Origin of the sequence: Syntrophotalea acetylenivorans, assembly GCF_001887775.1 — a bacterium.
GTDB lineage: Bacteria > Desulfobacterota > Desulfuromonadia > Desulfuromonadales > Syntrophotaleaceae > Syntrophotalea_A > Syntrophotalea_A acetylenivorans.
In genome coordinates this window covers 2,163,147-2,181,855 of sequence record NZ_CP015519.1, presented here as the reverse complement: position 1 = coordinate 2,181,855, position 18,709 = coordinate 2,163,147, and the positions used below count along the sequence as shown (strand labels likewise).

General features: G+C 52.3%; 22 protein-coding genes. 10 read left to right on the top strand and 12 right to left on the bottom strand.

Going from position 1 to position 18,709, the window contains the following annotated elements:
* Nucleotides 1-307 precede the first annotated feature (307 nt).
* Both A7E78_RS09995 and A7E78_RS09990 read left to right on the top strand, forming a co-directional pair.
* Nucleotides 308-598 (top strand): hypothetical protein, encoded by a 291-nt coding sequence (locus A7E78_RS09995; protein WP_072284084.1) that lies wholly within the window; start codon nt 308-310, stop codon nt 596-598.
* Nucleotides 599-1,097: 499 nt separating this feature from the next.
* Nucleotides 1,098-2,438, top strand: a complete 1,341-nt coding sequence (locus A7E78_RS09990) for a radical SAM/SPASM domain-containing protein (RefSeq protein WP_072284083.1) — start codon at nt 1,098-1,100, stop codon at nt 2,436-2,438.
* A gap of 111 nt (nt 2,439-2,549) precedes the next feature.
* Here the strand turns inward: A7E78_RS09990 and A7E78_RS09985 are convergent, their stop codons facing one another.
* Nucleotides 2,550-3,206, bottom strand: a complete 657-nt coding sequence (locus tag A7E78_RS09985) for a Bax inhibitor-1 family protein (protein ID WP_072284082.1) — start codon at nt 3,204-3,206, stop codon at nt 2,550-2,552.
* A 537-nt stretch (nt 3,207-3,743) separates the two neighbouring features.
* Here A7E78_RS09985 and A7E78_RS09980 point away from each other — a divergent pair.
* A complete protein-coding gene (locus tag A7E78_RS09980) occupies nt 3,744-4,085 on the top strand; it encodes a DUF4870 domain-containing protein (RefSeq protein WP_072284081.1) in 342 nt (113 codons plus the stop codon).
* 138 nt (nt 4,086-4,223) lie between these two features.
* Here the strand turns inward: A7E78_RS09980 and A7E78_RS09975 are convergent, their stop codons facing one another.
* Both A7E78_RS09975 and acpP read right to left on the bottom strand, forming a co-directional pair.
* Nucleotides 4,224-4,571: a hypothetical protein gene (locus A7E78_RS09975; protein WP_072284080.1), complete on the bottom strand. Its 348-nt coding sequence runs from the start codon at nt 4,569-4,571 to the stop codon at nt 4,224-4,226.
* Nucleotides 4,572-4,668: 97 nt separating this feature from the next.
* On the bottom strand, nt 4,669-4,974 hold the full coding sequence (acpP, locus tag A7E78_RS09970) for an acyl carrier protein (protein WP_072285119.1): 306 nt from the start codon (nt 4,972-4,974) through the stop codon (nt 4,669-4,671).
* Nucleotides 4,975-5,605: 631 nt separating this feature from the next.
* Here acpP and A7E78_RS09965 point away from each other — a divergent pair.
* From A7E78_RS09965 to A7E78_RS15410, 5 genes are all read left to right on the top strand, one after another.
* The gene (locus tag A7E78_RS09965) at nt 5,606-6,547 is read left to right on the top strand and encodes a P-loop NTPase (RefSeq protein ID WP_072284079.1); all 942 of its coding nucleotides are present in this window, start codon (nt 5,606-5,608) and stop codon (nt 6,545-6,547) included.
* Entirely contained in the window at nt 6,534-7,076 is a 543-nt protein-coding gene (locus A7E78_RS09960; RefSeq protein ID WP_072284078.1) for a helix-turn-helix domain-containing protein, read from the top strand. The genes A7E78_RS09965 and A7E78_RS09960 overlap by 14 nt, the downstream gene beginning before the upstream one ends.
* Nucleotides 7,077-7,417: 341 nt before the next feature.
* A complete protein-coding gene (locus A7E78_RS09955; RefSeq protein WP_072284077.1) occupies nt 7,418-8,377 on the top strand; it encodes an omptin family outer membrane protease in 960 nt (319 codons plus the stop codon).
* 177 nt (nt 8,378-8,554) lie between these two features.
* Nucleotides 8,555-9,019: an MBL fold metallo-hydrolase gene (locus A7E78_RS15415; protein ID WP_235606728.1), complete on the top strand. Its 465-nt coding sequence runs from the start codon at nt 8,555-8,557 to the stop codon at nt 9,017-9,019.
* Nucleotides 8,911-9,471, top strand: a complete 561-nt coding sequence (locus A7E78_RS15410) for an MBL fold metallo-hydrolase (protein ID WP_335743850.1) — start codon at nt 8,911-8,913, stop codon at nt 9,469-9,471. Before A7E78_RS15415 ends, A7E78_RS15410 begins: the two co-directional genes overlap by 109 nt.
* Before the next feature lie 49 nt (nt 9,472-9,520).
* Here A7E78_RS15410 and A7E78_RS09945 read toward each other — a convergent pair whose 3' ends face one another.
* Both A7E78_RS09945 and A7E78_RS09940 read right to left on the bottom strand, forming a co-directional pair.
* A complete protein-coding gene (locus tag A7E78_RS09945; RefSeq protein WP_072284076.1) occupies nt 9,521-10,000 on the bottom strand; it encodes a DUF456 domain-containing protein in 480 nt (159 codons plus the stop codon).
* A gap of 53 nt (nt 10,001-10,053) precedes the next feature.
* The gene (locus A7E78_RS09940; RefSeq protein ID WP_072284075.1) at nt 10,054-10,566 is read right to left on the bottom strand and encodes a shikimate kinase; all 513 of its coding nucleotides are present in this window, start codon (nt 10,564-10,566) and stop codon (nt 10,054-10,056) included.
* A 571-nt stretch (nt 10,567-11,137) separates the two neighbouring features.
* Between A7E78_RS09940 and A7E78_RS09935 the strand changes: the two genes are divergently transcribed.
* The gene (locus tag A7E78_RS09935; protein WP_072284074.1) at nt 11,138-11,401 is read left to right on the top strand and encodes a DUF504 domain-containing protein; all 264 of its coding nucleotides are present in this window, start codon (nt 11,138-11,140) and stop codon (nt 11,399-11,401) included.
* A 67-nt stretch (nt 11,402-11,468) separates the two neighbouring features.
* Here the strand turns inward: A7E78_RS09935 and A7E78_RS09930 are convergent, their stop codons facing one another.
* From A7E78_RS09930 to A7E78_RS09905, 7 genes are all read right to left on the bottom strand, one after another.
* Nucleotides 11,469-12,083: a nitroreductase family protein gene (locus A7E78_RS09930; RefSeq protein WP_072284073.1), complete on the bottom strand. Its 615-nt coding sequence runs from the start codon at nt 12,081-12,083 to the stop codon at nt 11,469-11,471.
* A gap of 214 nt (nt 12,084-12,297) precedes the next feature.
* Nucleotides 12,298-13,173 carry a hypothetical protein gene (locus A7E78_RS09925; RefSeq protein WP_072284072.1) on the bottom strand — a complete coding sequence of 292 codons (876 nt, stop codon included), beginning with the start codon at nt 13,171-13,173 and terminating at the stop codon, nt 12,298-12,300.
* A 383-nt stretch (nt 13,174-13,556) separates the two neighbouring features.
* Nucleotides 13,557-14,681: a hypothetical protein gene (locus A7E78_RS09920; protein ID WP_072284071.1), complete on the bottom strand. Its 1,125-nt coding sequence runs from the start codon at nt 14,679-14,681 to the stop codon at nt 13,557-13,559.
* A gap of 475 nt (nt 14,682-15,156) precedes the next feature.
* Nucleotides 15,157-15,318 carry a hypothetical protein gene (locus A7E78_RS15065; RefSeq protein ID WP_158516099.1) on the bottom strand — a complete coding sequence of 54 codons (162 nt, stop codon included), beginning with the start codon at nt 15,316-15,318 and terminating at the stop codon, nt 15,157-15,159.
* 20 nt (nt 15,319-15,338) lie between these two features.
* Nucleotides 15,339-16,613 (bottom strand): hypothetical protein, encoded by a 1,275-nt coding sequence (locus tag A7E78_RS09915; protein WP_072284070.1) that lies wholly within the window; start codon nt 16,611-16,613, stop codon nt 15,339-15,341.
* Between the two features lie 123 nt (nt 16,614-16,736).
* Nucleotides 16,737-17,093 (bottom strand): hypothetical protein, encoded by a 357-nt coding sequence (locus A7E78_RS09910; protein WP_145924884.1) that lies wholly within the window; start codon nt 17,091-17,093, stop codon nt 16,737-16,739.
* Nucleotides 17,087-18,388, bottom strand: a complete 1,302-nt coding sequence (locus A7E78_RS09905) for a DUF2779 domain-containing protein (RefSeq protein ID WP_235606726.1) — start codon at nt 18,386-18,388, stop codon at nt 17,087-17,089. The genes A7E78_RS09910 and A7E78_RS09905 overlap by 7 nt, the downstream gene beginning before the upstream one ends.
* 24 nt (nt 18,389-18,412) lie before the next feature.
* On the opposite strand from A7E78_RS09905, the gene A7E78_RS15405 reads away from it, so the two are divergent.
* Nucleotides 18,413-18,598, top strand: a complete 186-nt coding sequence (locus A7E78_RS15405; RefSeq protein ID WP_235606725.1) for a hypothetical protein — start codon at nt 18,413-18,415, stop codon at nt 18,596-18,598.
* The last annotated feature ends 111 nt before the right edge of the window (nt 18,599-18,709 follow it).

Sequence of the window (18,709 nt, the reverse complement as noted above, 5' to 3'; positions counted from 1 at the left end):
GCAGCCATAAAAGCATATGTGAGGCCAGGGCGTACGTCAAATAGCTACGTTGTTCCGCTTTTATTCTGAATGATTCTTGTTTAGGCGGTGAATGTCAAAACCCTCTCTGACCTGGAAGAAATTTGGAGTGACGGGCTTTTCTCCTGAGATCGTTGGATCGAGTTGGTCTTTGCCGGGGCCTCTTAATTACGCAGACTCCCGAATGGGCTCATAAACATACTTTTCTTGATCCATGTCAGGTAAGCCTCCGGTGAAGATTGTTAGAGTGGTCGAAACAAAAAACCACTTATTTACAGGAGACTTCAATATGGCAGGATGTGGAGGAAGTTGCGCACAGGGTGGAACAAGTGGACCTTTTGCCGAAGGGCGGGAGTTGGTGGAATTTGTAGCCCAGGCCCATGACGGCGCCGTGCGGCAGCGGCCGATTCCCGGTGGGGGCCTTGAGACCTTTTGCCAGGGGTGCGGTGCGCCTTTCGTGTTGGAAACCCACGTAGGCAATTGCCCCGTTTGCAATGGCGTCTATGCCGTATCGCCGCCCCGCAACGACGATGCCGCCAACATTCAGTATGCCGGTGACGGGTTCAGGCTGGATCAGTGACGTGCGCGGTTCGTCCGGCTATCGGAGTCTGAAAAAGTTGCTTCCAGGCTTTGTCATAAGAGTTTAAAGATCAAAACGCCCCGAAGGTTCTTCGGGGCGTTTTGCGTTCGCATATCTCTTTGAGTGTTCCCGTCGTGGGAACCTTTTTTGGATTACCCGATTTCTGCAATCCAAGTAGTGTGAACTTTTAGATAGATAGGATTTTCCCTAACGGGCCCGGCGGATCAGAGACTGGCATAATGTCCTCCTCCTTTTATGGAAACCTCTTTTGCTTTTGAGGTTCTTAAATTATACCAGGCAGAAGCTTGAGCGCAATGGATGGAAGGGCTCTCACATGCCGGTTGTTTGCCTTTATCAATGTATACGCTAAGCGCCCCTGTTGAGGGTGTCCAGTTCGGGATTTTTGTGATAGGGTGCCCCGGTTTGTCGCAACGAGGCCCCTGAAAGGCCTCCGAGTTTTCCTTATAAAAAGTAATCCCTCTACAGATTCGGAGCACTTATGAGTTCGCAACCCTCCTTGCAACCCGCCGCTCTGCCGGCGCCGCTAAGAGACTATCCGAGCAAGTTGTTTGTTGAAACCACCACCTTTTGCAATTTGCGTTGCCCCATGTGCGTCAAGCAGGCCGCGGACAGCAACATTATCGATGCCGATATGACCGATGCGACCTTCAGTGCCCTCGAGCCGGTCTTTCCCCGTCTGGAGGCCCTGTTGCTCAACGGAATCGGCGAAGCACTGATGCACCCCCACCTGCTCGGCTTTATCCACCGCGCCCGGCGCGTTATGCCTGAACAGTCCTGGATCGGTTTTCAGTCCAACGGCCTGCTGCTCGATGAGCGCTGGGCCCGGGATCTGGTTGCCTCCGGCCTCGATCGCCTCTGTTTGTCGGTAGACGGGGTCAAGCCCGATACCTTCAGCAAAGTGCGCGAAGGGGAAGACCTCAGCGATATGGAGCAGGCCTTCGCCTATCTGGCTGCCGCCCGCAAGCGTCAACCCGACACCCGCCTGAAAGTCGGGGTCGAGTTCGTGCTGATGCAGGAAAACAAGCAACAGCTTCTGGACACCCTGCGCTGGGTTGCTGCCAGGGGAGCCGATTTTATGCTCGTCACCCAGGCACTGGTTTACGACGGCGCCTATGTTGATGAGGTCGCTTACGACAATTCCACCGATGCCGCCGTAGAGATCTTTACCCGCTGGAGAGACAAGGTTAACAGCCTGGGGCTGGATGTGAAGGATTACGATCCCCGCTGGGAACTGGGCCGCTTTGTGCCGACGATCGACCCCAAAATCGCTCGGATGATGGAGGTAGTTGATGAGTTGCGGGCCGAGGCACGGAGCAAGGACGTCTTTCTCGATATGCCGCGTCTGATGAAGCGCAGCGCCGACCACGCCGGACAGATGCAGGCCCTGTTCGCCGAGGCGGAAGAACTGGCCAAGAGTCTGGGCGTCGAGTTGAAACTGCCCGCTGCGGTCCCCCGCTACGAACGGAAATGCGATTTTGTCGAAGACGGCGGGGCCTTTATCTCTTGGGATGGTTCGGTCCACCCCTGTTATTTTCTCTGGCATCAGTTCCGCTGTTTCATCAGCGACTGGGACCGGCTGGTCAAGCCCAAGGTATTCGGCAATGTCAGCGACCGGCCGCTGCTTGATATCTGGAACGATCAGGCCTTTCGCGGTTTCCGCGAAAATGTGCATGAGTTCGACTATCCCTATTGCTGCAACTGTGCCGTGGCTCCCTGCGACCTGTTGCAGGAAGATGATTTCGAGCAGGATTGTTACACCCAGGAAGAGCCCTGCGGGGCGTGTCAGTGGGCCATGGGCTTGCTGCAGTGTTTGCAATAATCTTTGCGCCCATCCGAAAAGCAAAAAGGCTCTTCCCCATGGGGAGAGCCTTTTTGCTTTTTTACATCGGCCGTTCTGGACGACGAAGGGCGGAGAAGCGTGGCTGATCCGTTATCTGCGGGCCAGGATGCGCAGCAGCCTTAGAAACAAAATGATGATATCCATGTACAGGGCTGCCGCAGAATCGATGGCATTATCCACGGTCCTGGGAATGCTGTTCGCCCGGGCCCAATCGTAGCCGATATATCCAGAGAAAATCAGCACTACGATCCAGTCCAGAATCGTATGGTGAACGTTAAAGATAAAGACCATCACCATCTCGACCACAATGGTGCAGATCAGGGCGATAAACAAACCCCGCGCAATGCTTTTGAAAAAAGCCGGATACATGGTGCCGAGCAGCATCATGATAAAGGTGATGCAGGCCGTCGCCTGGATTGCGTTGATGACCACGGCAGGGCTAACCCGGCTCACCGCCAGATTGATAATCAGCCCAAAAGGGGTTACCACCAACAGATAGCCCAAAAAACTTACGGGAGGGCTGTCCGATTTGGTAAAGAGCGCCACACCGGTAAAACAGCAGACGATATAGCCGATAAACAGCATCAACGGATTAATGCTGGCGATGGTCTGCGCTGGGATATATTTCACCATTGCAAAGTTAATGGCAAAGCCGATCAACAAGGTCATGCCGATGATGGCATTGTAGGCGCTGGTACTGATTTCGGTATCGACAAGTTCGGTACGTTCAAAAACCTTGGTTTGCATGGGGCCTCCTCTTCTTTCGCTTGATGAACTTAGTAACCATCTGAAAATATATAATATTTCGGAACACTCTCTTCCAGCCTGTTGCCAAAAAACACTGTCAGGTTGTATTACAGGTTTTGTGCCAATTAATACAAGTCAATGATGGTTTGGCACTTAGGCACCTGTTAACGGCCAGGGGAGTTAGAGATATTCACATAAAATCGTATTATATTAGGATATTAGGGCGAGGCTGACGATAGAAATTTTCGCTGCCGCAGGTGTTTTTTTGAGTTAAGTGCCGAAAGCTCGCCGCTGAAGATGGCCAGTGGGTCGCAAATAAATGGAAATAATACGTTAAGATTTGACGGTATTTTGGCAGTCAAGGGAAGTTTTGCGAGTTGAGTTCCTTGGTCGATTAGCATATATTTAGCAAGGAGGTCTGTTTTGCAGGAAATTTTTATTAGGCCGGCCTTGCCTGTCGATGTCGGTCGTTTGGGTGTTAGCACGGAACCCTCTAGCCAGGGGGCGTGCGTAAACCGGTTGAAAAGGAGATAGTTCATGGAAGAAAAAATGGATGTGACGGTTGACCAGGAATCCAAAAATATGGCCCTGCTTATCTGGATCGGTACCATATTTTTCGGTTTTATCCCCGGTCTGGTGTTTTACCTGGTTAAAAAAGACGATCCCTATGTTGTAAGCCAGGCGAAAGAGGCGTTGAACTGGTCGATTACAGCGCTCATCGGTTATGCCGCCGGCTTGCTCTTGACCATGATTTTGATCGGTGTCCTGGTACTCTTCGCCCTGGCGATTTGTCATCTGATCTTCTGTATCATGGGCGCGATCGCCTGTTCCAGCGGCAAGGACTTCAAGGTTCCCTATGCCTTGCGGCTCGTGAAATAAAAAGCCTCGGCACCTGGTTGCGGATTCGCTGACCAGGTTATGTGGCATGGTTAAAAAGAAGAGGCGACGGATCGCCCGGCAGGAGCCGGAGTCCGTCGCCTCTTTTGATTCTCAAGTTGTTCAGCAACATCCAGACGATTATTCGAGGCCCTGCTCTTCAGGCACCAGCGGGGGGGTCGGTTCGGCCATCTCCGGTGGTTCACTCATGACTGCTGCACTTTCAACACATTCCCAGCCCCAGCCTCGCTGTTTCTCGACGAATTCAGCGGCTTTGGCTTCGCAGTAGCCTTCCTCGGCCTGGGCCGTCCACAGTATCTGGGTGTCACCGTTCTTGGTATAGCGGACTTCACAGGGGACCTTATCTGTGCCCAGGTAAGCTACTTCGATTTTGCGTTCCATACCGTCTTGGGTACAGACATAGGTAGTATCAGCAAGGGCAATTTGACTGAAGCAGATGGTGAACAGGATACCAATAAGAATCCTCATGTTATTCTCCTTCGATTAGTTAAGGTTGACAACTTCCCGGCTGTTCTTCGAGCAGATGACAAAATATACCCCTTTGCGCATCCTTCGCGAAAACAATCTAGTACAGCCGATAATAGCGGCGGTCTTCTTTGTCGATGATTAACTCTATCACCGAGTTGACGGTGGTTATTTTTTCCCACTCCGCATCATAAATCTCAATATCAAAATCTTCTTCAAGGGCCATAACCAGCTCTATGACATCCAGGGAGTCTGCGCCAAAATCCCTCAAGAAATAACTTTCTCCCGAGACCTTTTCTTTGTCGATTCCCCACTGTTCATTCAGGATCTGGACAAATCTTTTTGTAATCCGTTGATGGTTCTCCGTGGTTTCATCGATGTCCTTGGCAAAGGAATGGGTAGTCATTAAAGCCAACAGGGCGATAGTAAATAAGACTCTAACCGTTTTCATCTGGGTATTCCTTACGCGAGTTAGGGGTATAGGTCTTTGCGGTCTTCGTTCAAAAAAAAGACTGGCTCAGCAGTCGTTATTGTATTAAAGATTTGCAAGGAGCATACCTTTTCGTAAGAGTGCAGAGTATCAGGCTTTACACCGAAATCCCAACCTTATCATCTTGGGGAGCTGTCCGAAAAAATAGCGGCAGCGCCCTTGTTGTCAGGAAAGATGCCTGCAGCGTTTTAAAAGAGATTTTAAATTTCTAGGAGGCTGTTGGCTGACCAATTTCTGTCATTCTGCCCAGATTCGATGACAATTTACGGCCTGACAGAGTATTCAACACCTTGAAATTTTTATAGAATAAGCAATTATAATCCTGGTCTTATAAAAGATTTTGCAGAATCCGTATAGCCGTCGGGTTCAGCACGAACCTATTATGGCTTCATTAAAACCGCCTTTTTTACCGCCTCTGGAGACCTCCTCCCGAGTTCGACCGGAGCCTGGGCACCACTTCCTCCTGCAGCTCATTGCCCGATACCGGCATTGCTTATGCAAGAAACGTCTAATCCGAACAGTAGGCGTCCTCGGAAAGGAAGAAGCTTTGCGCGAACAAAGTTCACCAAACAGTCGCCCTCGAATCTGGGCTATAGGCAGCGGCAAAGGGGGAGTAGGAAAGTCGGTCGTCACGGCCAACCTGGCCATTGCCCTGGCTCAGCAGGGAAAGAAGTGTGCGATTTTTGATGCCGACCTGGGAGCTGCCAACCAGCATACCATTCTGGGCATGCCTTCTCCCTCCATCTCCCTGACCGACCTTTTTTCCCGTGCGGTCCCTTCCATTTGCGACTTGCTTCTTCCCTCCCCGATTCCCAACCTATGGCTGATCAGCAGCGGCCGTGCTCAGCTCGACATGGCCAATCCGAAATTTGCTCTGAAAGAGAAAGTCATCCGGCAGCTCGCTACGCTGGAGCTGGATCATGTCCTGATCGACCTAGGAGCAGGCTCCAGCTACAATGTTCTCGATTTTTACCTTGCCGCTCACCAGCGGATCGTGGTGGCTGTTCCTGCTCCAACTTCTATGGAAAATACCTATCACTTTCTCAAAGCAGCCTATTTTCGGGGCCTGAAACAGGCCATCAAGCGAGCAGGAGCCACCCGAGTAGTCAGCCAGGCGATCGAGGAGAAGGTGGTGCGAGGTATCAGTTCCCCCAAGGAATTACTGTCGCACATCATCACGATGGACCCCGAATCAGGCGCCGTCATAGCTGAACAGGTTTCGACCCATGGGCCGAAGTTGATTGTCAATCAGGTGGAACAGAAGAAAGATCTGGAGCTGGGGCAAGGGATAGCCTCCGCCTATCGGGATTATTTTGGTATCTCGGCCGAATTTCTCGGCGCCATACCCAGTGACAACCTGGTACGCAATGCTGTCAGGATGAAATGCCCGGTGCTGGAGGCGTTCCCGCAAAGCCAATTTTCCAAAAGGATAAGGGAGATTACGCGCTCCCTGTTGAAGAAAGGAGAGATTGAGGATGCCGACGAATGATCTAACTGTGGAGGATTGCCAGCTGTTGGGAATCGAAACGGACGCGAGTCTGGGAGAAGTGGAGCGCGCCTGGCGAAACAAGAAAGCGATATACGCCGAGGGCGCCTTGGCCACCTATGGCCTGCTGGACGACTCTGAATGCAAGGAAAATCTTAAAAAGTTGGAAACCGCCTACGGAAGGATCGTTAATCGAATCTCCGGGCCTGGCGCAAAGCCGTCGGCTTTTCTTGCCGCTAATCTGGAAGAATGCCTCAAGCAGCTCTCGCCCAACGAATCGATTGGAAAATTCCTACGAGACATACGGGAAAGTTCAGGACTCACCCTGCGGGATATTGCCAACCGGACCAAGGTCAGCCAGATGAGACTAGAGCAGATCGAGAAAGAGATGTTTGATCGTCTACCAGTGGCGGTTTACGTACGGGGATTCGTTCTGGGGTTCGCAAAGGTTTTAGGCTTTCCTCGGCCCGAGGAGGTCGCCGGGATGTATCTTGCCCGCTACAAAGAGCAGGTGCCGAGCCTTAGCAAGTGACATTCGGACATATATTTTAAGAATGGCAGCCCTTATTTCCAAGAACTACCAAATCAATAAACCTATTGACATTAGATTCCTCTTTTGAAAATATGCCAAGCTGAAAGTCAGCCTCCTCTTGTTAATCAAGAACTTTAGGCTGGGTAATGCTGACGGCTGAAGAATTCCCGTTTGAAATGCCCGCACAGAGAAGAGAGTGCTTGGTGAGGAAAATGTCTGACCTTCTGAATAGAAACATTCCTTCCACCCTATAACACTTTTCAACCCCCCCAAATGCTTATGGCGGGAATTTTCTGCCCGCTTTTCAAATGAAACTATTTTTTCAAGGAGGCCCGAAGTCTATGTTCACAAACCCAGCCAAGTTGATCGCGGTAATCTGCTGTTTGGTCTTTATTCCGTTTTCCGATGCAGAAGCACGAGTCAGCGTGTCCATCGGAACCGGTTATCTAACCGGAGATACCCAATACCAGATCGGCGGCACGGCGATCGATGCAGGCGGCGCTACTGAATTTCATTTCCCGATCAGTGAATTAGAATTCCCCCTCGATGCAATTATGGTCAAAGGGACGGTTTCTGCCGATTTTGCCGAACGCTGGCAATTGATGGCCAGTGCCGCCACCAACTTCACCGATGACACCGGGAAGATGGAAGACTCGGATTGGCTCAGCCCTGGCAGTCTGGATATCTACTCTGAATCCGATACGGACATGGACGCACTGCTGCTTGAGGGCAAAATCTCATATATGTTTTGGCAAGGATATTACGGTCAGAACAGTGCAAATGGTGTAGCCAACTCAGATATCCGGTTTTTATATTTCGCGGGGCTAGGTTACAAATACCAGAAATTCGAGTTTGAAGTTTCGGACCTTGACCAGTGGTATCCATCCTCCCCGACGACCCCCCATGATCGGGTTTCAGGTTTGGTGCTGGACTACGAGGCGGAGTATCATATCCCCTATCTTGAACTGAGCATGGAGATGGATGTAGCGGAGAAGTTTCAAATGGAAATCGGCCTGGCCTATGCTCCCTTTGTTGATTTTCAGGACGAAGACCAACACCTTCTGCGGAACAAGGTCAATATTGCCGATCATAACTGGGACGGTGATGCCCTGTTTTTTCGCCTGAGCGCACGCTATAACTTCAACCGGCACTGGTATCTGGAAACCGATTTTGAAGCGATGAAGATAGAGTCTGAGGGGCGTTCGGATGCATATTTCGGGGGAGTGTGGGACCACTCGATCGATCATGAAGTAGAAAGCAAGCAATATAGCGCCTACCTGTCCATAGGCGCCTCATTCTGACAGCACTTTCTTGGCAAACGGTTGCTTACCCGGGAGATCAAGATTTTTTCTTCTGGGTAAGCAACTAACACATCGCATCAGAATATAAGCTTCGGGGACACTTGACGGACAAAGCGCTTTTCCCCTTCCCCCATTTAACTTATCATGGCCTTCCCAACCATTCTTCAAGGAAGCGCCATGGAAAACCTTGTCTGTATCGACCTTGACCAGCCGGGCCTCGAAGGTTTTCGCCAATTCATCAGCGCCTGGCTCTACCGGGAGGAGCAGTTCACCCTGCTGGTCGACCCCGGGCCGCTCTCCACTATCCCCCATCTGGTCAGCGAGCTTCGCCGGCACAAAGTCGAGCGGCTTGACTACGTTCTGCTGACCCACATCCATATCGATCATGCCGGCGGAACGGGAGCCCTGCTGCGTGAATTTCCCGAAGCCAGGGTGGTCTGCCATCCCGGGGGGTCCAGCATCTGGCGTCGCCGGAAAAGCTCTGGCAGGGTTCAAAAAAAGTGTTGGGAAAGCTCGCCGAAAGGTATGGGGAAATTCTTCCTGTCCCGGCGGACCGGATCACCTTTGAAGAGCACATCGGCAAGACCGGCGTGCGGACCTTTCTCACCCCTGGACATGCCCAGCACCATTGCTGCTATTTGATTTACGATCTGCTCTTTGCCGGTGAGGCCGCAGGGGTTCGCTGCGAAGTGCCGCAAGGAATCTATATGCGCCCGGCCACCCCGCCGCGATTTCTTCTGGAGGTGGCCCTCGGCTCCCTTGACCGGATGATTGCCCTGACGCCGCGCCGAATGGTCTTCGGCCACTACGGCCTCACTGATGCGGCCCTGGAGCATTTACAAATCGCTCGTCGCCAGCTTCTGCTCTGGGTTCGTGGAGTGACCGAAACCGCCTCGGCCGAGCCGTTACAGAGGGAAGAAAGGCTGTCGGCCTGGCTCATGGAAAATGATGAGATTTACTGGAATGTCGCGCAACTGCCACCGGATATCCGCGCCCGCGAGCGGTACTTTCTTGGCAATACACTGCGAGGAATGATCCAATATGTGGATGGGTTTTCAGAAGAGAAGCGGCAGGAAATTTTAGATGAAAAATAGATCGGGCAACAAGGTGGCGAGGGCGCCCCGAGTTAAATAGGGTCCTGCTTCAAAACAGCCGGACCGCCAAAAAAATCCCGATCATGGCAAAGGCCAGGGCCATTTTGGCGGCAGTGCCCAAAACCAGACCAAGAAACGCACCGACACCGGCCCGGCTAGCCGCCTGCAGGTCGGCCCGGGCGGTGAGTTCAAAGGCCATAGCGCCGATGAAAGGGCCCAGTAAGAGGCCCGGCAGGCTGAAAAACATACCGACCAGCGCGCCGATGGCGGCACCGACCATCGCCCGGTTGGAAGCCCCGAATCGCTTGGCGCCAAAGGCTCCGGCAACAAAATCGGCCAACCAGGCCAGAATCGTCAGGAAGCCCAGCAGGGTCAGGGTCCCCCAACTCACATAGACAAAATCTTCCGCCCAGGCCGCACAGAACAAACCGGCAAACAGCAAGGGAGAGCCTGGCAGGGCGGGCACTATCAGTCCGACTATGCCCGACAACACCAGCAGCACAGCCAAAGACCAAAGAAAATATTCCATTGACGCTTCCTTCGATTAAATGCTCCGGGAGCCGCCCCCGAAGGCAGAAGGTGCTAGTTTTTTATTGCCTGGAGGACTCTGTTACAGACCTCTTCCTTGGACAGTCCCGCACCGTCGATGGTGATGTCGGCATACCGGGTGTAGAGCTCGAATCGTTCACGAAAGAGGTCCTCAAAACTCTGCTCTGGACGTTTTGCGATGCCGCGGGAGTCATAGTTATGAATCCGCGACCTGAGGTCACTCAATTCTACATTGAGAAAGACGATGATGCTGATGGACTGAAGGTGAGTCATCCCCCGTTGGCTATAAACGACACTGCCGCCCGTGGCGATGATGTGATTCTGTACATGCAGATCAAGAAGAATGTTCTCTTCGATCCTTCGGAGTTCCGCGTATCCGTCCATATCGACAATATGCTGCAGTTTTCGACCTTGCGACGATTCAATGAGCGAGTCTGTGTCCACAAAATCCCGTGACAACTCTTCCGCCAGAATCAAACCGACGGTGCTCTTGCCCGATCCGGGCATGCCCACCAGGGCTATGTTGGAGCGTTTTTCCATCGTCATAAGCAGGATTATACCCTGTCCCTTCCCGGGTCCCAACCCCTATAGAAAAATTGCCACGGTTCTGCCCTGAATTTCTTTGCGACTTTGCGGCTTAAGTGAGCGTTAGCGAACGAGCGTGAGGCAGGTTTTAAGCCTGTTAAAACAAAGACCTCTATCTCACGCCCGCTCCTTGCAGTCGCTCAAGCCGCAAAGACGCAAAGTAAACCCTGAAAAAAGGTTTTGCAGTTCTTGGCGTTTTTGCGGCTTTGCGTCAGACAAGGGTTTGTCCTGGCTTTATCGGGGCCGTTTCCGAGGGCGCGATGTTATAGCGCGGCGGCAAGGCAGCACCTTTGTCTGCGGTTTTCGATTCCCGGGTGGTAAAATTGGTACCAGGTTATGCGCTTTGTTTCAGGAAAAAGCCGTAACAAACCAGACTCAAAGACCCTGTCCACGGAAAACACGGAAAGCACAGAATGGGTGATGTTTTTTCAGTGTATTCTGTGTCTTCCGTGGTCAAGGTTTCTGATCTTGACAGGTTAGCAACTTGCGTCAAGTTCTTAACCAGAAAATTCTAAAAGGAAGGGCGACGAAGATGCAACCGATTCAGGACCTGCTTCATCGTATCCAATGGGACCGGGAGTTCTCCGCCGCCGAGTTCAAGATCGGCTATTACGACCGGGTCGAGGACCGGATTATCCTGGTGCCCTTTTCGGCGCTCCATTTGCTTAAAGGGGACCATTTCATGTTCGAGCTTTACGACCTCGACGGCGGTGTTCGCAGTGTACCCTTCCATCGGGTTCGGGAGGTTTATCGGGATGGGCAATGCATCTGGAAGAGACCGGAACCTCATCATTAAATTGACCGGGGATTGGTTCCGTGTCCTCCTAAGCGGGCCTAGCAACGTTCCTGAATCCCGCACTCATTCAATCCATCCATTCGACCATCATTTCAAAATCGATCTTCTTAGGCGCCTTACCGGGCTTGGCCGCATATCCGACGGGAATAACGGCCATAAACTCCCCGGCTTGCTCCCCCATCAGGCGCAGCACATCGTCCTTGATAAGAAACAGGATGCCTAGCCAAACCGTGGCCAGGCCAAGAGAAGTTGCCGCCACCAGCAGGTTCTGGATGGCTGCCGCCGAACTCTGAATCTCCATGGTCTTGAAAAAATCGAGGGCCTGATCCCTTTCAATCTGAAACAATTCCGTGCCGTGGCTGATCAACTCCCCGGTATTGGCTACCACAACCACCACCGGGGCGGAGTGAATGCTGCGAGCCGCCATGCGCAGCAAAACGGACGCCGCCTTGGGAAATTCACCGGCCTTGGCTTTCACCAGATCGACTAGTTCTTTTTTGCGCTGCCCGCGAATGACAACAAACCTCCACGACTGCTGATTATGGGCCGACGGCGCCTGGTTGGCGGCACGCAGAATAGTCAGCAGATCCTCTTCGGAAACGGGGTGATCCATAAAGGAACGGATACTGCGACGTTGCTCGATAGCCTGCAAGGTCATGCTGGCCGGATCGGATACACACATAAGGGTTTCTCCTGAAATAATGGAATCTGGTGAATAGCTTCGACATAATCTCATCCTTTTCCCGCCAGTACAAGGTGGACTCAAGCTTGGAAAGAGAGGACAAGGAGAGGGCAGACGAAACAAATGGGGATCCCCATTCACAAATTTCCGCCACCAAAAACACAAAGTCCCCGCCCGGGGCGAGGACTTTGTCAACCGTCTGAGCCAGGCAAATTTATTGGATGGCTTCTTTGATGGTCTCTTCGATGGCGTTGGGCGCGCCGGAAATTTTCATAAAAGTCCCCATGCCCAGGTCCGGGAAGCTTTGCGCGATGCGGAATTTGCCGTGCAGGATATAAACCTTGTCGCCGGAGACCAGCAGTTCGTAAGGCAAATGCGGGGTATGGCGCAACTCGCCGGTATCGGTGGCGGCCATCACCGTTTGGTCGGCGCCCTTGCCTTCGACAATCGCCACGCCGAACACCGATTCTTCTTTGCCCGGGATATCGATACGATAAACCTTGTTTACCCCTTTGCTGGCGGCGAGACCTCTTTCCACCATGCCGAGAGTGCTTTGATGATCGACGCCGGCGACCAGTTCGATCTGGTCGTCGAAATAGGGCATGGCCATCATGTAGTGATATTTGCCCAGCTTTTTGGCGGTCATGCCTTTTTCCATGCCGAAGTCTTGCTGCTTACCGAGGGTTTTTTCCAGGGCGGCTGCCACTCCGGACAGCTCACCTTTCATACGATAAATGTGCTGCATGTAGAGGGGATTGGCATAGGCGGTTTGCACCTGGTCGTTTATCTGGGTCAGAGCCACCCGTACCCCCGCGCCGTATCCGCCGAAATCGGAAGCGCCGGCGGCCTTTTGCAAAGCGGCGTTGGTGACAACCAGAATGTGCGCGCCCGCATAGGGGGAATATTCGCCGACAATCTCGAACCCGGAGCCGGTCAGGGCCTGCTTCACACCGTCCACTTTGTCAGCGACTTGAGCGGCTTCCTGTGCTGCCAGCACATAGGGGAAATAACGGTCGGCGGCATGCGCCGCAGTAACCGAAAGCACACTGAACAAAAACAACAAGGTCAAACTGGTGAAGATATTTCGCATAAGTCGGCCCTCCATGCAGGTATCGAACTATAGAAATATAGCGATAAACGAATTGCAAGAACCTACCATCCCTCTAGCAAGCCGGTCAACGAAAAAAGGCGCCCTGCTCAGGCGCCTTTTTTATCTTCATCCGACTCGTTCTTTTTCTCCTCCCGCACGGGGAGGCTGCAAGAATCAGAAAGTCAGGTGTGCACGCCGAGCTTGGGCAAAACCCAGCGGTTGAGCACGAACCAGACGACGAAAAAGCCGATAATCAAGAAAAATTCCACTGCGACCTCCTTTCCATATATAGAGAAATCAATATATAGGAGGTTGGTGTTTTAAGCAAGTGGTCCCGTGAAAAAGATTACGGGCCCTATCACCATATCTCAGCAAATCGCCCTTTAACGGCTGGCAGGGCGGGGGGGAATGAGGAGCATGTGCCATTTTCGGTCCTCGACCTGCACGCCGAACTCCTCGGGCTTGGTCTCCAGAAAGGCGTTAAGTTCTTCGCTGGTGGAGTAATCACGGTGTCGCACATAGCGGCCGCGGCGCTCAACGGGCTCGCCAGGGTGGTCCATGGCTTCCTTGAGGTCGGCAAAGAGGCCCACCCGCAGTTCCATGGGGTCGATGGTGAAAACCCGCAGATGGTCCGGAAACGCGGAAACCTCGCGGGCCGTAACCGCCGCCGGGGTCGGCCACCAGCCCAGACGGGCCATCTCTTTGCCCGCTGCCAGCAGGGCAGCTCCTTCGTTCATCCCCTGGGCCCGAAAGGCCGTCACCAGCTCTTGACGGGTGCGGCGCATCTCGTTGAGCCGATCTATGTCCTGCTTGCGGGAAAACTCCAGCAAGGCGTCGAATTGAGCTCCTTCCGGGTAAAGGTCCTTGTAATCGTCGTTGCGAACCAGCACCTCGGCCTGCCGGCGGTCGTGGTCGAGCAGCACAATGGCGGCGTTAAATCCCTCCTCGCCGCGCATCACCATCACCTCCAGCTCTCCGACGACCACCGGCTCGCTCAAGCCGGCCGTGCCGTGGCCGTTTTCCTTCCAGTCCGGTAAGGCGCTGTCCGGCCCGTCCCAGGTGCCGCTGATGCTCCACCCCTGCGAGCGTGGCTGCCGAATATGGGTCATCTTAGCCGCGTATTCCGGCGGGCCGCCTTGCGGCAGGCTGATTCTGGCTGTCGGAATCCCCAGGATGCGCCCTCGATAGTGATGCAGTTTTTTACCCACCAGCGGCGTAGACGGCCAGCGCAGCAGGGTTTCCACCTGTCCGCTATCCCGGTCGTAGCGGCGCAGGGTCAATTCGTCCCGGCGCAGAAAGACCCGCGCCGGCGGAGAGAAGAACTCCCAGCCCATGCCCACCGCCAAGCCGCTGGCGTTGCGCTGAAATAACCAGATGCTGCGACCGTCCGGCGACAGGGCCGGGCCGAAATAGCCTTCGTGAGTTTCCAGAGTAACGACGCCGATAGTCCGCAGCCCCAGCCAGCCGAGTCCGGCGAGCAGTAACAGCGACAACAGGGCGAATAGCATCCGCCTGGAGCACTTGGGTTTTCGTGAAGAAGGCTGGTTGTTTGACATAGCAAAAACGGCCTTTGTTTTGGAGGGTTTGCTTTGTCTTCAGTTTGAAAGTTTATCGTTGAAAAAAGGAAGAAGGAAGGAAAAAGTGCTGGATAGCAAACCGGGGTGGGCGGCGAGATAGTAGAATTGAGCGGGCCTGGCTCCGCAGGTGCCTGTCCTATTCAGTCAAGCTTTCATTCTTACAGGCCTGACCCGCCTCGCCTCCTAATGCAATAAAGCAAGAACGTCCCCGAGCCCCTCCCCTGCGCGACCCTGCGCCCCGCTAGCGGGGTGAGCTTGCAAGCCTCGGGAAAAAGTAATCAACTAATAAACAACGTCCCCGAAGCCCTCGCCGGGTTTTTCTAATGTGTATGGTGTATACGGAACTCACCGGAACTCGCGCCAGAACTCCTCCTAGGGAATATGGAATGTTTCCGTGGTTTTGAGGTTATTTGAGAACAGATTGAAATTTCTCTATCGCCTGTGTAGCCAGGGCAACACCATGCTGGTAGGGTGTAATGTTCGAGTGGCGTCGCTCCCTTTCTTCGGGCAGATATATTTCCTCAAATTGCTCAATTGATGTGATCTCAACACTTTTTTTCTTTTTCATTAAAGGGTCCCCTCTTTCGTTTATTTATAGTAATTGGCAAAAAAGGTATGATTAAGTTCTGGTGAAAAATAGTGTTTTCTTTTGACCCAGACAAATCCGTCACCTTTTGATATTACCGCAACATCAATAGGTCCGCCAACTGATTCAACATCAAGCGTTACTTTTCTTTTAAAGGATGTAATGTTTACAAGGGATTCTGCTACCTTTGCCAACTCATCTTTGGGCAGGGAACTTACTGCCTGCATGACAGGCTGAATATGTTTGTCTTGAGCATACTCTCGCATTTCATCTCGAAATGACTCAAATATTCGTAATGACAACTCGTTCATAGATTTTTCAATCTCTGCCCCATCTTCCTCATCATGGAGCTTCACATTTTCTAAAAACTTTTTTGGTAGCTTTTCAAGAACTGTTGATATAAAGCCTAATGCGGTAGATTTGTAATTTGGGTCCATACCTTCCATAAATGTTTTTACCATCTCGTCTTGGGCAAAAGGGATTATAGTGGCATCATTCTCATCATCTATGGATGAGGTTTTGTCAATGCTATATTTCAACCTGTCATCAAATATTCCATCAACAGTTAGCGAGCAAAGGTTTGGGTATATTTCATTGTTTCCATATCCAGCAAATACAACACCGGAATGCCAAGGTGAGTGCCTGTCTTTGCAAACAATTGATACAGCAATGTATTTTAATCTTTTTCTTGAATTGGCCGACATTGGTATGTTCTGAAATATGCCAGAGTAAATCTGCTCTATTGTTTCGGATTTTTCAACCATAAGCTTTTCACAATAACCTGTCTCTATACTTTCTAAGTCGGGCACATCTCTCCAGTCATTGTAAAAGTAATCAATAACACGCGAAACTATTTCTTTTATTGATTTCTCATCAATTTTTCCATGATTCTCAATTTCTGAGTCAATCAATCCAATAATCTGATCTCTTATTGAACGAAAAAAATCTACAACATATCTTCCAAAATATTTATTTTGTTGCTCAATACTAATTATTTTACTGTTCTCAATAAAGCTTATGAATGAGTCTGCATATTCTCTTATGGTATTAAAAGACTTCTCCCCTAAGTCTTTCCTGAAAATCTTAATAATTGTTTCCCATGGGCAACCACTCAATTCTGCACCACCAAATATCATTACGCCAACCGGATGGAATTTTGACAACATAAAAACTTTGTTGGCAGTGTTATATGTTTTTGACCCATCACCTATAGTGACGGCACTATCTGCAGCCAAGGCAATTCCTGTCTTATTTAAGATAGCAATTTCGGCAGTCATCTTTTCTCCTTAATTCCATATTAGTTAACGACCTTCGTCGATAGGGATTAGTTAATATATCGGGGACGTTCTTGCTTAATGGCGTTAGGCTCTATCCCACCATGTCCAAGCGGCGGATGTCGCCTACTTCTCCCCGGTCAGAAAATCCGTATAGACATCCTCAAGAGAGGGCAAACGTTTTCCCGTAAATACTCGGTCTACAAATGGTGTCTCCGCCTCGTCGCTGAGGGCCACTTGCTGCTTTTCGGATCGCAGACAAGCGACGAAGGTATCCTGCCGCACCACGAACTTCTTTTCGGAATCTGCATCCCGGACGAAACGCACCACCACCTGGTAGTCTTCTGTGAGGTCAACCCGGTTAATGAGATCTTCATAGTTGCCTAAGGCGAGGGTTTTGAGATCGACTTCTGGGGGGGATTCGGGGGACACCTGACTCATTAGCATGGGGGGGGATTCGGGGGACACCTGACTCATTAGCATGAGGAAAACCCCTCTGTTGCAACTAACACCTTCAAGATCTTCACCATCGCCAAAGTATCCAACCGGCAATAGTCCAGCATTGCCGCCCGCAACCGATCCAATTTCTCCCCCGCCTCCAACGCACACATCTCCCGATACGCCTGCATCGCCGCCATGCCGTCGGCGATCTCCATCCCTGTATAGGACAGCTCCGGCACCAAGGCCGGAAGCACCTCTTTGATCGAATAGGAGCCGCGCATCGGCCAGCGATAGACGTCACGCCGCTTGAAGGGCGCCATCAGGTCGCGCACGTTGGCCAGCCGCACCTCGATGGCCTCGGCCAGATCCGGGAACAGCTTGGCGAGTTCTCGCAGTACGCCCTTTTCGAAAGCCTGGTTATAGGTCAGGATGCAGGCGTCTTCGGGGATGGTAGTCAGGAGTTGTTCGATCAGTTCACGGCGCGGATCGACGTTGGGTTGGGCCAGGTATTCGCAATGCTCCGGCTCGGCGCCCACTTCCTTTTGAATATGCAGCGAATACTGGAAGGGGACTTTTTGGTAGGGACGCACCCCGTCGAAGGGTGGGATCGGAGTGTCGAAGGTCTCGAAGTCGAGATGGCAGAGGGGATACCAGAGGCTGCCGAGAAATTCCCTTACCGCTTCGCGGTCGGTAACATCTTTTTGTTCAAGGGTTGCCTCGGCCTGGAAGCGCTGGGCGCCGTTGAGCTCATCGAGAGGCACGTCTGCTAGGCGCACGATGCCCTGGTTGTAGAGTTTAAACTTGTCGGTCCCCCGGCCGCGCAGATCGAAGATGGAATCCTCGGGGATGTGTCGCCAGCAGTAGGGGATAAAATCGCATTCGTAGGGATCTTTGCAGTGGGGGCCTATATCGATACTCGGCTCGGCGCTCTCGCGCAGGGTGGAGCGCAGCTCTTGCACCACCTCGGGCATGCTCTGCAGGCGGGCAAGCACCTGCGGAGTGATCTCCTCGCCGGTGAAGAGCTTGTCGACCTCGATGTCGCCCTGGCGCACGTATTGGTTGTTGATGTGCACCAGAAAGGACTTGGAAACACTCAGGCCGCAACCGTTGAGGACATAGTGCTGCACGGCAACGTCGTCGAGATTGACGTCCTTGACGCTGGTGCCCATCTTCACTTCATGGATCTGCCAGGCGTCGCCGTCACGCACCAGGATGTCGACCTTGACGAAGATAGCGGAGAAGGAAAAGGAGGCCTCGTAAATGACCTCGGCGCCGCTGTCGATGAGTTGCTTGGTGCGGGTGAGCTGCTCGCCGAAGGACAGACCCTCGTAGGGCACTTCGACCCCGCCGGGAAAGAGCTGTTGGGCGAGGATGCCGACCTCGGTGCCGGTCCTGAAAAGGGCTTCGAGATCAGGCTTGGGCGGCAGCTCGAAATCAGGGGGATTCTTGGTCAGCCACAGCGCCTTTTGGCACTGCAGGCCTTTGAGGATCAGCGACTTGCTGAGACCGGTGTTGGCCATTCTTCCCTCCCAAAAGCGGATTTCTAATAAAACTCCATTAGTATCCTGTTATGATGCCACAGTGGGGTGCATTTGGCCACCGGTTTTTAGTTTTGTGAAGACCTGCATATCCTTTTAAAATATCCTGTGATATCGGTT

What these genes read in the sequence shown, in the direction of transcription:
- A7E78_RS09955 (WP_072284077.1), top strand. Translation starts at nt 7,418, where the DNA reads ATGTTCACAAACCCAGCCAAGTTGATCGCGGTAATCTGCTGTTTGGTC.
- A7E78_RS09935 (WP_072284074.1), top strand. Translation starts at nt 11,138, where the DNA reads ATGCAACCGATTCAGGACCTGCTTCATCGTATCCAATGGGACCGGGAG.
- A7E78_RS09920 (WP_072284071.1), bottom strand. Translation starts at nt 14,681, where the DNA reads ATGCTATTCGCCCTGTTGTCGCTGTTACTGCTCGCCGGACTCGGCTGG.
- A7E78_RS15415 (WP_235606728.1), top strand. Translation starts at nt 8,555, where the DNA reads ATGGAAAACCTTGTCTGTATCGACCTTGACCAGCCGGGCCTCGAAGGT.
- A7E78_RS09985 (WP_072284082.1), bottom strand. Translation starts at nt 3,206, where the DNA reads ATGCAAACCAAGGTTTTTGAACGTACCGAACTTGTCGATACCGAAATC.
- A7E78_RS09980 (WP_072284081.1), top strand. Translation starts at nt 3,744, where the DNA reads ATGGAAGAAAAAATGGATGTGACGGTTGACCAGGAATCCAAAAATATG.
- A7E78_RS09925 (WP_072284072.1), bottom strand. Translation starts at nt 13,173, where the DNA reads ATGCGAAATATCTTCACCAGTTTGACCTTGTTGTTTTTGTTCAGTGTG.
- A7E78_RS09995 (WP_072284084.1), top strand. Translation starts at nt 308, where the DNA reads ATGGCAGGATGTGGAGGAAGTTGCGCACAGGGTGGAACAAGTGGACCT.
- A7E78_RS09910 (WP_145924884.1), bottom strand. Translation starts at nt 17,093, where the DNA reads ATGCTAATGAGTCAGGTGTCCCCCGAATCCCCCCCCATGCTAATGAGT.
- A7E78_RS15065 (WP_158516099.1), bottom strand. Translation starts at nt 15,318, where the DNA reads ATGAAAAAGAAAAAAAGTGTTGAGATCACATCAATTGAGCAATTTGAG.
- A7E78_RS09940 (WP_072284075.1), bottom strand. Translation starts at nt 10,566, where the DNA reads ATGACGATGGAAAAACGCTCCAACATAGCCCTGGTGGGCATGCCCGGA.
- A7E78_RS09990 (WP_072284083.1), top strand. Translation starts at nt 1,098, where the DNA reads ATGAGTTCGCAACCCTCCTTGCAACCCGCCGCTCTGCCGGCGCCGCTA.
- A7E78_RS09930 (WP_072284073.1), bottom strand. Translation starts at nt 12,083, where the DNA reads ATGTGTGTATCCGATCCGGCCAGCATGACCTTGCAGGCTATCGAGCAA.
- A7E78_RS09975 (WP_072284080.1), bottom strand. Translation starts at nt 4,571, where the DNA reads ATGAGGATTCTTATTGGTATCCTGTTCACCATCTGCTTCAGTCAAATT.
- A7E78_RS09945 (WP_072284076.1), bottom strand. Translation starts at nt 10,000, where the DNA reads ATGGAATATTTTCTTTGGTCTTTGGCTGTGCTGCTGGTGTTGTCGGGC.
- acpP (WP_072285119.1), bottom strand. Translation starts at nt 4,974, where the DNA reads ATGACTACCCATTCCTTTGCCAAGGACATCGATGAAACCACGGAGAAC.
- A7E78_RS09960 (WP_072284078.1), top strand. Translation starts at nt 6,534, where the DNA reads ATGCCGACGAATGATCTAACTGTGGAGGATTGCCAGCTGTTGGGAATC.
- A7E78_RS09915 (WP_072284070.1), bottom strand. Translation starts at nt 16,613, where the DNA reads ATGACTGCCGAAATTGCTATCTTAAATAAGACAGGAATTGCCTTGGCT.